Source organism: Massilibacillus massiliensis (genome assembly GCF_900086705.1).
Lineage (GTDB): Bacteria > Bacillota > Negativicutes > FLKF01 > FLKF01 > Massilibacillus > Massilibacillus massiliensis.
In genome coordinates this window covers 1,344,398-1,360,097 of record NZ_LT575483.1, presented here as the reverse complement: position 1 = coordinate 1,360,097, position 15,700 = coordinate 1,344,398, and the positions used below count along the sequence as shown (strand labels likewise).

13 protein-coding genes are annotated in these 15,700 nt (G+C 39.4%); 12 read left to right on the top strand and 1 reads right to left on the bottom strand.

The annotated features are described in order from the left end of the window. The first annotated feature begins 12 nt into the window (after positions 1–12). The 12 genes from BN6559_RS06695 (at position 13) to BN6559_RS06640 (ending at position 13,832) form a co-directional block, all read left to right on the top strand. Positions 13–1,383, top strand: a complete 1,371-nt coding sequence (locus BN6559_RS06695; RefSeq protein ID WP_110953996.1) for an MFS transporter — start codon at positions 13–15, stop codon at positions 1,381–1,383. A gap of 542 nt (positions 1,384–1,925) precedes the next feature. Further along, the gene (locus BN6559_RS06690; protein WP_199883806.1) at positions 1,926–3,710 is read left to right on the top strand and encodes a methyl-accepting chemotaxis protein; all 1,785 of its coding nucleotides are present in this window, start codon (positions 1,926–1,928) and stop codon (positions 3,708–3,710) included. A gap of 608 nt (positions 3,711–4,318) precedes the next feature. Further along, the gene (locus BN6559_RS06685) at positions 4,319–5,005 is read left to right on the top strand and encodes a GTP-binding protein (protein WP_110953995.1); all 687 of its coding nucleotides are present in this window, start codon (positions 4,319–4,321) and stop codon (positions 5,003–5,005) included. A 4-nt stretch (positions 5,006–5,009) separates the two neighbouring features. Then, the gene (locus BN6559_RS06680; protein WP_199883805.1) at positions 5,010–6,038 is read left to right on the top strand and encodes an ATP-binding cassette domain-containing protein; all 1,029 of its coding nucleotides are present in this window, start codon (positions 5,010–5,012) and stop codon (positions 6,036–6,038) included. 36 nt (positions 6,039–6,074) lie between these two features. Continuing rightward, positions 6,075–6,830, top strand: a complete 756-nt coding sequence (locus BN6559_RS06675; RefSeq protein WP_110953994.1) for a DUF364 domain-containing protein — start codon at positions 6,075–6,077, stop codon at positions 6,828–6,830. 44 nt (positions 6,831–6,874) lie between these two features. Then, positions 6,875–7,981, top strand: coding sequence for an ABC transporter substrate-binding protein (locus BN6559_RS06670; protein WP_110953993.1), 1,107 nt, complete (start codon positions 6,875–6,877; stop codon positions 7,979–7,981). A gap of 50 nt (positions 7,982–8,031) precedes the next feature. Beyond that, positions 8,032–9,123, top strand: coding sequence for a FecCD family ABC transporter permease (locus BN6559_RS06665; protein ID WP_199883804.1), 1,092 nt, complete (start codon positions 8,032–8,034; stop codon positions 9,121–9,123). A gap of 21 nt (positions 9,124–9,144) precedes the next feature. Further along, positions 9,145–9,750 carry a MotA/TolQ/ExbB proton channel family protein gene (locus tag BN6559_RS06660; protein ID WP_199883803.1) on the top strand — a complete coding sequence of 202 codons (606 nt, stop codon included), beginning with the start codon at positions 9,145–9,147 and terminating at the stop codon, positions 9,748–9,750. Then, positions 9,740–10,141 (top strand): ExbD/TolR family protein, encoded by a 402-nt coding sequence (locus BN6559_RS06655; protein WP_110953991.1) that lies wholly within the window; start codon positions 9,740–9,742, stop codon positions 10,139–10,141. The genes BN6559_RS06660 and BN6559_RS06655 overlap by 11 nt, the downstream gene beginning before the upstream one ends. Before the next feature lie 2 nt (positions 10,142–10,143). Then, positions 10,144–10,869: an energy transducer TonB gene (locus tag BN6559_RS19520; protein WP_110953990.1), complete on the top strand. Its 726-nt coding sequence runs from the start codon at positions 10,144–10,146 to the stop codon at positions 10,867–10,869. Positions 10,870–10,925: 56 nt separating this feature from the next. After that, entirely contained in the window at positions 10,926–11,708 is a 783-nt protein-coding gene (locus BN6559_RS06645) for an ABC transporter ATP-binding protein (protein WP_110953989.1), read from the top strand. 141 nt (positions 11,709–11,849) lie between these two features. After that, positions 11,850–13,832: a TonB-dependent receptor gene (locus BN6559_RS06640; RefSeq protein WP_110953988.1), complete on the top strand. Its 1,983-nt coding sequence runs from the start codon at positions 11,850–11,852 to the stop codon at positions 13,830–13,832. Between the two features lie 85 nt (positions 13,833–13,917). On the opposite strand, the gene BN6559_RS06635 is transcribed toward BN6559_RS06640, so the two are convergent. Then, positions 13,918–15,432, bottom strand: a complete 1,515-nt coding sequence (locus BN6559_RS06635) for a dihydrolipoyl dehydrogenase family protein (RefSeq protein WP_110953987.1) — start codon at positions 15,430–15,432, stop codon at positions 13,918–13,920. Positions 15,433–15,700: the final 268 nt, after the last annotated feature.

The window sequence follows — 15,700 nt, the reverse complement described above, 5'->3', positions numbered from 1 at the left end:
GGGAAACTTAGCGTGAGTACAGAGAAAATCAGTATGAGAGAAAAAATCTGTTATGGTTTAGGTGATTCTTCGGCAAATATTTTTTTTGGTATGACTATGATGTTTTTACCGTATTTTTATACGGATGTTGTTGGTATTTCGGCAAGTGCGATGGGATTGTTATTTTTGGTAGCACGGTTATTTGATGCTTTTTCTGATCCGGTGATTGGTCATATGGCTGATAATACAAATACGAAGTATGGGCATTATCGTCCGTATTTGCTCTATATGGCGATTCCCTATGGATTATCTTGCTTTTTGGTTTTCTTAGCACCGGATTTTTCAGCAACAGGAAAACTGGTGTATGCATATGTAACGTATCTTTTCCTCATCTTAATGTATGCTTTTACGGTGGTGCCTTATGTGGGACTCCTTACCGTAATGACGGATGATCCGGCAGAGCGATTGTCGATCAATTCGTATCGATTCCCATTGGCGAAATCTGCATTTTTACTGTGTTCAGTCGTTGTACCGATGTTTGTTGCAACGTATGATAAAGCGTATGAAGCTGAAGCGTATAGAAATGCAATGGTCATCATTGCGCTTTTGGCGACAGTTTGTACCTTGACCTGCTTTTTTGGGACAAGAGAACGTAGTAAACCATGCGTTCCGAAGACTGAATCAAACGTAAATAATTCGTTGATTTCACAAATTAAATTGATTTTTAAAACAAAGACTTTGCGTTCATTCTATATTTTCTTTGCACTTACACAGATGGCATTTACGTTCAAAGGAAGTTCAGCAATTTATTATGCGAAATATTATTTACAACAAAATGAAGGTTTTCTTACTGGCTTGTTATCGGCATTTTCGATTGCCGGAATTGTTGCACCGATCGTGGCAATGTTTTTAATCAAAAAAGGTTATTTTGATAAATTATCTATGCTTAAAGTGGCTACAATTGGTGCAGGTATCACAGCGCTGCCGATTATATTCCTTTCGGCGGAGCATTATCTGTTATCTGCAAGTTGTTTGGTGATTTCAACGTTCTTTGGAGAATTAGGAATTATCGTTTATTGGGCGTTGCCTTCTGATTGTGCAGAATTTTGCGAATTGAAATACAATAAAAAAATGATTGGCGTATTGGGGGCATTGGCCTTATTTTCACAGAAATTTGCCATGGGGATTGTAGGAATATTGATTGGTGGTATCCTTTCTTACGTGAATTATCATGCGGGTGTACAAATTAACGCTGAAATCGGAATGGGAATCATAACAATCGTAGCCGTTTTACCTGCGCTTTGTCATTTTGTAAGCTATTGGTTTCTCACAAAGTACGATCTTAATGAAGAAAAAGTGTCTGAAGTACGTGTTGAATTAGAAAGACTACATGCGGTGAATTAGTTTCTATTTGATGTTACAAAATTTTTATGTAGTTTACAGTTTTTTTGCTTGAAGAAAATATGAAATAAATTGCGTGTGATACATAGCGGTTTCGGTATGTATTGCCTTAGTGATGGGGGTGTTGCATAAGATGGCGGCATCCTCATTTTGATTTTCAGGACGGCCTTTTCCGGGGAAATACGTTTCTGACTGCTTATTGAAAAAATATGTATTGTAGACATTTTATATAGATAATACAAAAATTTGACAATCTTGTTTTCGAATAATATAATAACATGGCTAGAAATGACAAAATAATATAAAGACAAAATAAATTTTATCCTTAATAACTAAAGAAACGAGGTGTTTTTATCTTTGATAACTAAAAATAAGTGGGGTAAGACATTGTTTTATATTTTTGCTTTGCTCATCATCTGGCATTCCTGTACATGATGCAAAAAAGTCATGTATTTGGAACAAGTGTAATACGAAAGAGGGCCTAAATGGAAAATATCAATTAATTTTAGCAATGATTTAAACAAAAAACGAAAAGTAGCTGTTACATGGATACAGACATTCCGGTTGGAATGTACAGCTTGTTTATGTTGCAGCGCATATTTTTGGAAGGTGATGAAATGAAATTAAGTAAAAAATTGATTATTTTAGGGGTTATTCCAACGATTTTGTTTACCTTGGTTAGTCTGTTCTATATTATACCTGAAACAAAAAGAAGTATTTATGATGAAAGAGACGTTCAGCTCAAGACCAATGTAGAAAATGCATATTCCATAGTTTCTTATTATTATGATCTCGCACAAAATGGTGCTTTAACAGAAAAGCAGGCACAGGTGCAGGCGATGGATGCTTTAAGTAAAATGCGTTATAGCACGGATGGGTATTATTGGATCGATGATGTGAATTGTGTCAGTGTAATGCATGGAGCTAAGCCTGAAAATGTAGGGAAGAATAGAGCGGCGGCTAAAGATGAAAAAGGCTTGCTGTTTGTAAAAGAGTATGTAGAAGGAGCAAAAATTAGTAAGTCAGAAGGATTTTATAGTAATTTTTGGTTTTCGAAGCCAGGCGAAAGTTCTGCTACATCAAAACGTGGTTATGTGAAATTATTTGAACCGTGGGGATGGGTTGTTGGAACGGGAATTTATATAGATGATGTGGAAAAAGTTGTTCAGAAACAAATCTTTGCAATTATGGCTGTAAATCTAGTTCTTTTACTTGTAACGTTTGCATTTACGTATTGGTTTTCGCGAGAAAAGGTTGTAAAGCCTTTAGAATCTGTGATAGCAAAGCTAGATGAAATGGCAAATAACGGTGGGGATTTAACGCAAAAAATTCAAGTGGAGAGTAACGATGAAATCGGCAAATTAGCTGATGTTGTGAATGCTATGCTTGATAGTATAAGGGCGCTTATTAAACAAATTGCGCAGACTTCAGAACAGGTTGCTGCTTCTTCAGAAGAGTTGACTGCGAGTGCAGAGCAGTCGGCCCATGCGTCTACGCAGGCCGCTGAATCTGTTACAGAGGTAGCGCAGGGAGCGGAAAAACAATTAAAAGCCGTTGGTGATACTACGGATGTTGTAGAAGAAATGTCTGGTAAAATTCAATTGGTTGTAGCAAATGCAGAAATGGTAGCAGAGACTTCGACGCAGACTGCCGATGCGGCTAGCGAAGGTAATAAAGCAGTGAACTTGGCAATTGAGCAGATGAAGACAATTGAACAAACCGTTTCAAGTTCGGCTAAAGTTGTATCTAAGTTGGGTGAGCGGTCAAAGGAAATAGGACAGATTGTCGATACGATATCGGGCATTGCCAGTCAAACCAATTTACTGGCGTTGAATGCGGCAATTGAAGCGGCGAGAGCAGGTGAGCAAGGCCGTGGTTTTGCTGTTGTTGCAGAAGAAGTACGTGTGTTAGCGGAGCAATCTCAAGAGGCAGCAAAACGAATTGCTGATATGATCAATGAAATTCAAGAAGAGACGGATAAAGCGGTAACGGCGATGCATCAAGGAACTGAAGAAGTGAATAGAGGTACCCAAGTTGTAAATACAGCTGGAAAATCTTTTGAAGAGATAGAGGCGCTGGTAGATCTTTTATCAAAACAAGGTTTGGAAATTCATAGTTCTACGCGACAAATGAATGCCGGACGTGAGAAAATTGTGGTTGCAGTGCAACAGATTCATGAAATCGCAAAAGTTTCTTCTGGTGAAACGCAGAGTATTTCAGCTGCTGCCGAGGAACAATCTGCTTCTATGGAAGAAATTGCATCCTCTAGTCAAGCTTTAGCGCGTATGGCGGAAGAATTGCAAAAAATTGTGCAAAAATTTAAAGTGTAATATATTCATTGTGCAAGTCTGACTAGGGTATATGAGGCTTAAAAGTGTTTTTCTGAAAGAGAAGATACAGATGAACGGATTAAAGTAAACGATTTAAACTTAGTGATATGACGTTGAACAATATTGATGTTGAGAAATTGAATAAAAAAAGATGCATAGTGCTTAACTGTGCATCTTTTTTTATTGAAATATACACGGGTTCTTGTTTTGGACAGGGTGATGGCAAAAGAACAATACTGTGCTGACTGTTGTATGCGTACTTTATAACGATGACTTCACATTTATAACTTTGAATTAAATAATATGAAAGTAACTATAAATATGAAAAATAGATTATTGATTGTACGAAAGAATACGAAATACAATATAAAAACTTGTAATATGTTATTTCGTTCTATATAATGTTGATATATTATAACTTGGTACTATATTTGCTTGATTTTTCAAGATTTGTTGCGCATATCGTTTTTTTTATGTCGTTAAAAAATTTTGCAGAAAGACGATGTTTTTTATAAGTAAACCTTGTTTAAAAAAAGAAACTAAAACTGATAAACCGTATAGATTCTTCATATTTTATTATAAAATCATTTCGTTTTAAGGAGGTTTTTATGAAACTTATTACTGTATCCGGAGCACCGTCATCGGGAAAAACTTCAGTTATTCTTAAATTAATTGATTGCCTAAGAGAAAAGCAACAAGAAGCTGGTGTAATAAAATTTGATTGTTTAACCTCTTTTGATCAAGTTCGTTATCAGGAAAATGGCGTAAAAGTCCAAGTGGGATTTTCGGGTAAGTTCTGTCCGGATCATTTTTTTATCAGTAATATTGATGATGCTGTCGAATGGGGAAAGCGTGCCGGACTAGATATATTAATCAGTGAAAGTGCGGGTCTGTGCAATCGTTGCTCTCCGCATATTCAAGGCGTTCTTGCCCTATGTGTGATTGACAATTTATCAGGTGTGAATACACCACGTAAAATAGGCCCAATGTTAAAATTAGCGGATATTGTTTTGATTACCAAGGGGGATATTGTTTCGCAAGCTGAACGTGAAGTTTTTATGTTTAATGTTCGTCAAGTCAATCCCAATGCTAAAATTTTGTTTGTCAATGGGATTACCGGTCAAGGGGCATTCATGTTGAGTAAGTATGTGATGAACGCCATGGAGATCTCTTCTCTGCAAAATCGCCGCTTGCGTTTTCCTATGCCTGCGGCTGTATGCGCTTACTGTACCGGGGAAACTAGAATTGGTGAATCTTATCAGATGGGTATGCTGAAAAAAATAGAATTTAGGTGATCTGATGACAAAAAATATGAAGTATAGTGAATTTATTCGGACACAAACGGTTGAGAAAATTGTTGATACGTATCCGATCGTGCAAGATTTCTTTGTGAACTATAATTTGCATAAATTGCCCAAAAACCTTACGGTTGTGGATGCTTTAGATCAAATAAACCCCGAACAGTTGATGGAATTTGGTCTTGATAAATTTAGCTTTATTATAGAATTAGAAAAATTTTTGGGGGCTTTAATCGATCAGCAAGAAGAGCAACAATGCGTAAGGACAATCACGATTATCGGTGGTAGGAACAAACTAGGGCAACAGGAAGCGATCAAATTTACGATGGCTGCCGGCGAGGTGATTAGTATTGTTGGACCGACGGGGTCTGGAAAAAGTCGTTTGCTGGCTGATATTGAATGCTTGGCACAGGGAGATACACCGACGAAACGCCAAGTCTTGCTAAATGGTCATTCGCTTAGCGATGAAGAGCGGTTCGCAGTTGGGAATAAAATGGTTGCACAATTGTCACAAAATATGAATTTTGTCATGGATTTAACGGTTGAAGAGTTTTTGGCGATGCACGCAAAAAGCCGTCTTTGTGAAGATCCTGAACAAGTGGTGAAACGCTGCTTTGCATGTGCAAACGAACTGGCTGGTGAAAAATTTTCTATTGATACGAAAGTTACACAGCTTTCAGGAGGGCAGTCTAGGGCGTTGATGATTGCTGATACAGCGCATATGAGTGCATCACCCATTGTTTTGATCGACGAAATTGAAAATGCGGGTATTGATAGAAAAGAAGCGATTCGTCTATTGACTAAAAATGAGAAGATTGTTTTAATTTCTACCCATGATCCTTTACTTGCGCTGGGCGCTCATAAACGTATTGTGATTAAAAATGGCGGTATTCATAAAATTATGGAGACATCGGCAGAAGAAATAGAAAGTTTGAGCAATATTGAAAAGTTGGATGCACTTATGTTAGAAATTCGGCAGCAATTGCGGCGTGGTGAAAGAGTTCATCCATTAAAGTTCACTTTATCGTAATCGTTAAAATTTTGTAGTAAGGAAGAGAGGAATACGATGTGGAAATTATATGATACTTTAATAGAAGGAATTCCCGAAGACTGTATGGTCGAAGATTTTATTTGCGGCACGTATTCGGTTCTTGTGAAAAGTGGAAATGGCTATGGATTTAGCTATATCGTTGCCGGCGACAGCATCCCAGAAACGATGAAAAGATCTTTGGGAATGCCGTTAAGAAAATTAGCTGCATGTATTAAGTCCTGGAATTTTGTTGAGGCGTCGATTGGAATGGCGGCAATCAATGCTTGGTATAATTCTCCGCAAGAAGCAGCACACAATGGAATCGCTTTAACTGGCAGTCAATATAGTGAAGATCGTTTGAATGATCCGCTCATTGCTTATCAAAATGAAGTTAAAAATAAAAAGGTTGCTTTTTGGGGGCATTTTCCGTATATTGAGCAATTGTTTCAGCCGGTAAGTGAGGTTAAGATCATTGAAATCGATCCGCAGGAAGGGGATTATCCTGCTTTTTCCTATGAATATATTTTGCCGGAAAGTGACTTCGTATTTATCAATTGCAGTAGTTTAATTTATAAAACTTTGCCGCGGATGTTAGAACTTGCACAAAATGCTTATGTGATCCTTGTTGGTCCTTTTACACCGATGGCACCACAATTATTTTCCTTTGGCGTGCATGATTTATCTGGATTTATTGTCCAAGATGGTACTGGCGCTGCACGTATTGTAAATGGAATGGAAAGAAAAAAGATATACGCATTTGGGAGAAAAGTAGCAATGAAATCGTCTAGGTAATGCAGGTTGTTGCAGAGGAATTTATTTGAATTTTGGAGGCGTATATGAAAAAACTATGCGTATATGGGGCGACCCTGGCAGTTCTTTTCTTTGTATTTTTAAGTGGATGTGCACGGCAAAATGCGTGGCAGAATGTTTCTAAAGAAGAGGGCGGACACAGCCGGATCATTGTGGATATGGCAGGGCGGAAAGTGGCGGTTCCTACAGAGATCAAAAAAGTGTATCCTGTTTCACCTGTGGAAGCAGTATTGCTTTATACGATTGATCCAGCGTTGTTAGTTGGTTGGGGATATCATATGGCATCTGATCAGGCGGATTACATTTTGCCACAGTATCGGGATTTGCCAGTGATCGGCTGGCTGAATCGTGGTTCGACAGGCAATTTGGAAGAGGTAATGAAACTAAAGCCTGATGTTATTTTAATGTCAGATGAAGTCAATGCAGCAAATATAGAATTTGCGAATGAGTTGGAAAAATCAACGAAGATACCGGTCGTTTTTCTTGCAAAAGGGATAGACAATATGCAGCGAAGTTACATTGTTGCCGGTGAATTGTTAAATCGTGAGACGCGAACCGCTGAACTTGCAGCTTATTGCCGGGAAACGACATCGTTAGTGGCGCAAAAGAAGCCACTGCTAGAGAAACGGCAGCCGGCAACGGCTTATTATGCTGAGGGACGCTTAGGTTTAGAGACGGAGCCACGGGGTTCATGGCATGCGGAAGTGATTGAGTATGTGGGGGGAAGAAATGTTGCTGAACCGGGGCTTCCAAGCAGCAGCTCTATCGGCCGTAGTCCAGTGTCGATTGAACAGGTCATGAATTGGAATCCGGAGGTTATCTTGATTGGTTATTTCCGTGATGGGGAAAGCAGCAGTTATCCATCTATTATGCAGGATGAAGCTTGGCAGCACGTGAAAGCTGTACAAAATCGTCAGGTGTATGAAATTCCGACGGGCCCGTTTAATTGGTTTGATCGGCCGCCGTCTGTAGCGCGATTGCTTGGTATTCGCTGGGTGGCAAATCTGCTTTATCCGGATATGTATGCTTTTGATTTTCGTGCCGAAGTGAAACGATTTTATGCTTTATTTTATCAGTATGAACTATCAGAAGCTGAACTGGATGCATTGGCAGCGAGCGCAGAGCGAAAATGAAGGATGTTATGTATTGATGTTGTTTTATGGAAGGCCGGTGGTGGATAGATATGAAAGCTAACTGTAATGCACAGCCTGTAGACAAGACGCACGAATGCTTTTCTAGTAAAGAGAACGTTGGACGGAATCGGTGCAAAGAACCAATGAAATTACTGGCTTTATTAGCGGTTTTGATTTTCGCGTTTTTTCTATCTTTTTTGATTGGTCGTTATCCAATTTCACCCGATATGGTGATGACGATTCTTTATTCTAAACTGTTTTTCTTATCACAAAGTTGGAGTGATATTTTGGAAACTGTGATGTTTAAAATTCGTTTACCGCGCATTTTGGCGGCAGTGTTAGTGGGGAGCGCGCTGGCAGTTTCAGGAGCTGCTTATCAAAACTTATTCAGAAATCCCTTGGTTTCCCCTTCGTTGTTAGGCGTATCGGTGGGAGCCGCATTTGGTGCGGTGCTGGGAATGATTTTGCATTTGTCTTGGATATGGGTAGAGGCATTGGCGTTTGCATTTGGGTTAGGTGCCGTTTTAAGTACAGTGCTTGTGAGCACATGGTTTGGTAATAAGTCCATGATTTCCTTAGTGCTTGCCGGTATGGCAGTTTCAGCATTTTTTCAAGCTTTAGTTTCAGTTTTAAAATATTTGGCTGATCCAATGAACACCTTGCCGGAAATTAGTTTTTGGCTTATGGGTGGCTTATCTAAAGTGAAGGAACAGGATGTCCTATGGTCATTTATACCCATACTTGTTCCGATGCTTGTTTTGTATTTTCTGCGTTGGCAGATTCATATCCTCAGCCTTGGTGAGGAAGAGGCACATACACTAGGCGTGAACGTGCGGCGTACACGGTTCGTAGTGCTGGTATGTGCTACGCTGATCACGGCAGCGGCAACCAGTATCGGAGGGATGATTCAGTGGGTAGGTCTTTTGATCCCACATATAGTGAGAATGTTGTTTGGGGCAAATTTTGCAATTGTGCTGCCGGCTTCTGCAATTATGGGCGCAACGTATTTATTGCTTATGGATAATTTAAGCCGAAGTATCGCATCGCTGGAAATACAGGTAGGTATATTTACAGCTTTGATTGGCGCGCCTTTTTTTGTATTTTTATTGGCAAAAGCAAAGCGTGGCTGGAATGAATCGTAGGTAATGGAAGGAGCTATACATATGGAATTTCTAGAAAAAGGCGGCGTTGTTTTCGTCCTTATTTTGAGCTGTTCTTTGGTGGCGATGACAATTGCTGTGCAACGCTGGCAGTTTTATCGCAGTGTCCAAAAAGAGGAAACTATGTATATAACGCAATGGAAGCAGTCTTTTGCATCGGGAAACTGTAGACCCTTTGGTGATGGTGATGGTCCGTTGGTAAAACTTTGGACAACTATATATAAGGGGGGCCTGGAAGAATCGGATCAAGATCGTTCTTGCATTGAAGTTGCTTTGGAAAAAGAAGAATTGCGATTGGAAAAATATTTATATATATTAGCAACCATTGCAACGATCGCTCCGCTTTTAGGTTTATTGGGAACCGTACTGGGAATGATCAAAACGTTTCAAGCCGCCGCATTGAGTGGAGCGGGCAATCCGCAACTTTTAGCAGAAGGTATTGCAGAAGCTTTATATAATACAGCGGCCGGTTTATTCGTTACTGTTTTTTGTATTATTTGTCATGCCTATTTTCGGAACTGGGTAGAACGGCGTGTGCGTCTATTAGAAGCACATGCAAAAGAATTTTTTTCTTTCTTGATGAAAGGAGCGAAGCAACGTGTTCAGTAGGTCAAAATGTAAACGGAAAATTGGTATCCATGTCGATATGACGCCAATGGTAGATATTATGATGTTGCTGGTGATTTTTTTCATGATGACGACTGCTTTTGTTACAGTCTATCCTGGGTTTTCTGTAAACTTACCGCAGGCGTCTGCAGAAAAACAGTTGGAGAAACAAGTTTACGTGATGATTGATCGTACAGGACACGTTGCGGTAAATGGACAATCTGTCGATAAGGAAGACTTGGCAGCGATGATCCTCTCTATGGGGAAAACGACCGTATCGATTCAAGCGGATAGAGAAGTACGTCATGGTCAGGTGGTCGAGATTATGGATAAACTTCGTCAAGCGGGAATTGCCAAAATGACAATTGCTGTTGAAGAGAAGGGCAGATCATAAAAATGAAGGATGATAATGCTTGGGGAAGAGCCTTCATTGTTGCGATGCTTATACATGTTGCTGGCGGTGTCTTCTTTGCACAAAAAATATGGGCTGATTTAAAATTGCAGCCTGTATCTCAAGCTATGGAAATTGAAGTTGAATTGTCATCAACAACGCCTGCTCATCAACAGCCGCGAGGGCTGGCAATCTCGGAGGCTCTGATGCAGCAACAACGAGAAAATTTATATAACGATAACGATTCTCGACATGCGCCGATGCTGAGAACAGATCATAGTTCTGAGAAAAACACACAAGAGGAAGATTCAACTAGGGCTGCGGTGCATTCCGGAAATGAACAAGGCGGGCCTAGTGATGGCGGCAGTGGTGAACTGGCTGCGGGCGCGATGGATGCAACTACTGAAATAGGAGACGGTGGATCAGGGAATGGACCATCAGCATTCGTGCAAGAAGACCAGCCGCCTTCGATTGCTTATAAAGTTGCACCTGCTTATCCTGCGGAGGCTAGACGAAATCGGTGGCAAGGGACAACTCTCCTCAGTGTGTTGATTGAAGCATCCGGTGCTGTTAGCGATATTCGCGTGGTTAAAAGTTCGGGGCATAATACTTTAGATCAGGCGGCAATTGAGGTTGTTTCTCAAGAATGGCGGTTCAATCCAGCCTATCGTAATGGTAAAGCAATAATACGTCGAGTGAAAGTACCCGTTGCATTCAATTTAGATGATTGATGTAGGAAAAATAGTAGATTTGGTTTGCAGATTTATTAAATAAGGTGGGATGCGGTTTGTTTGCAGCGGAGCATATTAGTTTTGGTTATGTAGAGGAAAGTCGTGTTTTTGATGATCTTTCTTTTTCAATTCAAAAAGGAGAAATCGCTTGCTTATTAGGCCCGAACGGTGCCGGAAAAACAACACTTCTTAAATGTTTGCTGGGCATATATAAGGTGCGTACAGGCTATATAAAAATAAAGAATCGTAAACTTGACTTAGTGTCAGCAAGAGATTTAGCTTGCGCTATGGCTTATGTACCACAAGCAACGACAAGCGTTTTTCCGCATAAAGTGATCGATATCGCTGTTATGGGGCGTACGCCGCATGTGGGATTTAATGCTGTTCCAACGCAGAAGGATTATTGTATGGCGGAAGCAGCGTTAGAAGAGTTGGGCATATTGCATTTGGCGAATCGGCAATTCAGCCAAATTAGTGGTGGAGAACGACAGTTAACGCTGATCGCACGTGCATTGACGCAACAGGCGGAGCTGCTTATTATGGATGAACCTACATCAAGCCTTGATTATGGAAATCAGGTGCGGATCCTTCGTGTGATCGCGAAACTGGCAAAACAGGGCTATTCTATTTTAATGACTTCGCATTTTCCGAATCATGCATTTTTGTTATGTAATAAAGTGGTGATGATGAAAAATGGCAAAATTACGGCAATGGGTACGCCGCAAGAGGTTGTTACGGAGCAGAATTTAAGTGATTTATATAGAACGAAAGTTAAGATCGTCGAAGTAGATAACGGAAATGAGGGGAAACTTCAGATCTGTGTACCGCTATTAGACTGATCTATGAAATAGATGTTATATCAGATGAATAAGAATCGTAGGGTTTGTGTAATTGATGTGATTATGTCAGGTGAAGTATTTTATTGTAAAAATAAAATCACACCCATTCATAGTTAAAAAAATTTATGGAGGAAGTAGTGTATGTGTGAAAAGTTAAAAAAAATCGTAATCCCATCCGTACTTTGCGCTTGTTTGGCGAGTTCTTGGAGCAGTGCGTCGGCAGAGCAGGCAGAGGAGATTGTGCTTGAAGGTATAGAAGTTCATTCGACATCTTTGGAAGACTATCAAGTGACAACAGAAGTGATTACTGCTGAAAAAATTAAAGAAATGGGTGCAAACGATCTGGCAGAGATACTTGAGTCTGTGCCTGGCTTGTATATGGCACGCGCAGATAAAGCATCTCGTTTGGTCCGTATTCGTGGTGCAGCAACAGATCAGGCAAAAGTTTATATTGATGGAATGCCGGTGTTTCCTTTATCGGGAATTGCTTCTAATTCGGCTTCTGATTTGTCGACAATATCCGTACAAAATATTGAAAAGATTGAGATTATTAAAGGCCCGGGGCCAGTCCAATATGGTACCGATTACAAAGGCGGTGTTATTTTAATCACGACGAAAGATGGAACAGGTGCATCGCAGCTTAATCTTAGCGTAGCGGCTGGTTCAGATCATGCGATTAACCATGCTGTTTCTTATAGTGGACGTGATGAGAATGCAAGCTATTACATAGCGGCTGGTAAAAAACAGGGAGATGGCTATTTAAATAACGCTGAATTTGATACGGAGTATTTCAACGGTAAAGTAAAATGGGATCTTGAACATGATGCACATTTAACAGTAAGTGGATATTATATGAATACAGATCGGGAAATTCCCAATGGTATTGATCAAAAAACAGGACAAGAACTTTCGAAGAATATTAAATGGTCCGGTGATCAGGCTATAAATGGAGAAAGAGATACAAAAGATTGGAAATACAAAAATTTTAAACAAACGGATATTGGGATTGCTTACGACCAAAAAGTAAATGATCGATTCAAATATGATATTAAATTTTATCATGTTACAGATGGAAATGATTTATGGGTTTATAATGGGAATAATGCTAAGACTGGGACTAATACTGCCAAAAATCCGATCTGGTATAGCAGCACATGGACATCAAAAGGAAACGGGATAGAATTTACGGGTGATTTTCAAGCTGATAGCAATCAAACGTTTACTTTCGGAACAAAGCTCAATAAAATAGATTGGGAATCTAGTGATGTACTTGGTGATTCTGATGGCGGCAGCGATAAAAGAATTGGTTATTTTATTCAAGATGCAATCAATTTAGATGAAAAAACAGATTTGACGATGGGAATGCGTTATGATCAGGTAAAGCAAACCTTTAGAGCTTATAAAGACACGAAAGAGCATACGATAGATCCGGTATTGAATTTAATCCATCGATTTGATGAAAAAGATACGATGCGTTTTTCAGCAGGGAAGACACATAACTTTGCAACGGCTAAACAGCTTACAGGCAACCTGAAAAGTGGTGCGGCTCTTCCGGATACTGAAAAAGCGACCAATTTTGAAATCGGTTGGAAGCATGCATTCGATGAAAAATCATCAGTGGATGTTGCGGTATTTAAAAATAATATCGACAATCGAATTGATAAAATTACAGACAATGCCAACCCGATGAAAGGCTCCTATTATAATATCTTCAAAACCGATATCAAAGGGATGGAACTTGCCTACAATCGAATCTTTAATCCACGACTGAAAGGTTTTGTCAATTACACGTATTTGAGTGCAAAAGATACGGATGAAATGGGACAAAGAAGCGATGCATCAGGATTGCCTGACCATATGTTCAACTATGGTTTGACCTATACAGTGGACAAATTCCAGACAACTTTAGTCGGTCATTTCTTAGGTGACGTTCCTACGAGTGATAAAACTTATCAAAAACTCGATAGTTACCACACCGTAGATCTTAATTTCAACTATCGTCAAAATGAAACGATGGATTATTTCCTGCAAATTAACAATATTTTTGATACAGAGTATTGGGAAACTTATGAGTATCCTGGAGATGGTATTCATTTTATGGCCGGAGTTAACATGAAATTTTAATAGCGATGCGCAAATAAATAAAATGCAAGCGTTTGTACTGTAAAATCGTACACGCTTGCATTTTTTTTTAGGAATGAATAAAAATTTATTCTCTTTCCAGATAGTATTGAATCCACATAACAACTTCTGATAAAGAAGGGTGGGGTGTCATCGTTTCAGTGATGCTGATGATTGAGTTTGGATTTAGTGTGCGGGTTAATTTAGTCGCACGCAGCCTTTTTACTGTAGCAGACGCGATGTCTTCATTGGTTGGCGTAAGAATCGTTTTGCCGGCATTCATTAGATTAATAAATGGCTGGAGTAAGATGGAGGCATGAGGACCAATGATATGCATGCCTAAGATGGTATTTGTGTTTTTGTTTACGATAACTTTCACAAATCCATCATCTTCATCGCCGGGATCAAAGCCCATGGCGAAGCCTTTAGCCGTGGATGAATAGTGATGTTTTGCTGTATGAATGGAATAACCTTGTTTGATTGCTTGCGACTCTGTCAAGCCGATATGGGCAACTTGCGGATAGGTGAACGTAACTGCAGGGATAACGTCATAACGCGCCCAACGCCAATCCTCTGGTTTTTGATGATCGAACAAATTATGTGCGAGTATTTCCGCCTCATAGTTTGCTTTATGGCGAAATGGTGCTTTACCGTTTACATCACCAAAAGCCCAGACGTTTTCTACGCTGGTTTCAAGAAATTCATTTGTACGGATAAAACCGCGTTCGTCTGTTTCGATTGCCGTATTTTCAAGATGTAGGAGATTTGTGGCAGGTTGAATTCCAGCAGCCAGCATAATTTCTTCAGCCCGAATTTCCGTGGGTGCTTTCGTTGTTTTATCGACAAAAGTTAGAATCTTTTCTCCGTTTTCAACTCGTGCAGAGGCGAGTGTGTGGTTGAGTATTATGTCAACACCTAGTTTACGCATATGTTTTTCAATTTGCGCAGAAATTTCATCATCTTCTTTTACAAGCAGACGGATATTACGTTGTACGATGGTTACCTTAGTTCCTGCCGCGGAAAATATATGGGCAAATTCAGTACCGATTGGTCCTCCGCCCAAGATTACTAAGCTTTTATATGGTGTTTTAGGGTATTTTTCACCGAATAAAGATTCTGAAGTAATGTAACCCGCCGATTCTAAGCCGTCAATTTGTGGTATGTTTGTATGTGCACCGACCGCAATAAAGATTTTGTCTGCAGTGATTTCTTCTGATACGGTTCCGTCATTGCATGCGATTTGCAAAACTTTTTCTTTTATAAAATAGCCGGTTCCTTGATATACATCTAGATCTTCTGCTGCTTGATAATAATCGAGGATATCATTGCTTTCGTTTATTTTTTTCCATACCCGCCGTGACACTGTTTCCCAATTGATACTTGCGGATGCGGTCGTTACACCTATTTTTTCAAATTTGTCCATTTCTCTTAAATAATCAGCGGCAGTCACCATAACTTTGGTAGGTATACAGCCTCGTGTTAAACAGGTACCTCCGAATCGTCCTTTTTCTATTTGTGCGCATTTTAATCCTTGTTTAAGAGCGGCATCTAAGATAATATTGCCAGAGCCGGAGCCGATGACAATTACATCATATTTTTTCACAGGAATTGCTCCTTTCATTAGGCTTTATTTTTTATAAAGCTTGCTAGTAGCCATAATTTCATCTTCTTATCTTATTATATAATGATAATAAATTGATGTTAACAAATAAAATTATATAACAGATTTCCTCCATGGGGTATAAGCTTATTTAGCAGAAGGGATTTAACATTGACAAACCCTAGAATTTCTGTTACCGTATTTAATGAAAATGATAATCAATATCATAAAATAAAGCATCTTCAGAGAGGATATTGAAGAAATATTTTAT

Bases quoted from the DNA above. Each gene is read 5' to 3' on its own strand.
- BN6559_RS06690 (WP_199883806.1), top strand. From the start codon at position 1,926: ATGGATACAGACATTCCGGTTGGAATGTACAGCTTGTTTATGTTGCAG.
- BN6559_RS06685 (WP_110953995.1), top strand. From the start codon at position 4,319: ATGAAACTTATTACTGTATCCGGAGCACCGTCATCGGGAAAAACTTCA.
- BN6559_RS06680 (WP_199883805.1), top strand. From the start codon at position 5,010: ATGACAAAAAATATGAAGTATAGTGAATTTATTCGGACACAAACGGTT.
- BN6559_RS06675 (WP_110953994.1), top strand. From the start codon at position 6,075: ATGTGGAAATTATATGATACTTTAATAGAAGGAATTCCCGAAGACTGT.
- BN6559_RS06670 (WP_110953993.1), top strand. From the start codon at position 6,875: ATGAAAAAACTATGCGTATATGGGGCGACCCTGGCAGTTCTTTTCTTT.
- BN6559_RS06665 (WP_199883804.1), top strand. From the start codon at position 8,032: ATGAAAGCTAACTGTAATGCACAGCCTGTAGACAAGACGCACGAATGC.
- BN6559_RS06660 (WP_199883803.1), top strand. From the start codon at position 9,145: ATGGAATTTCTAGAAAAAGGCGGCGTTGTTTTCGTCCTTATTTTGAGC.
- BN6559_RS19520 (WP_110953990.1), top strand. From the start codon at position 10,144: ATGAAGGATGATAATGCTTGGGGAAGAGCCTTCATTGTTGCGATGCTT.
- BN6559_RS06640 (WP_110953988.1), top strand. From the start codon at position 11,850: ATGTGTGAAAAGTTAAAAAAAATCGTAATCCCATCCGTACTTTGCGCT.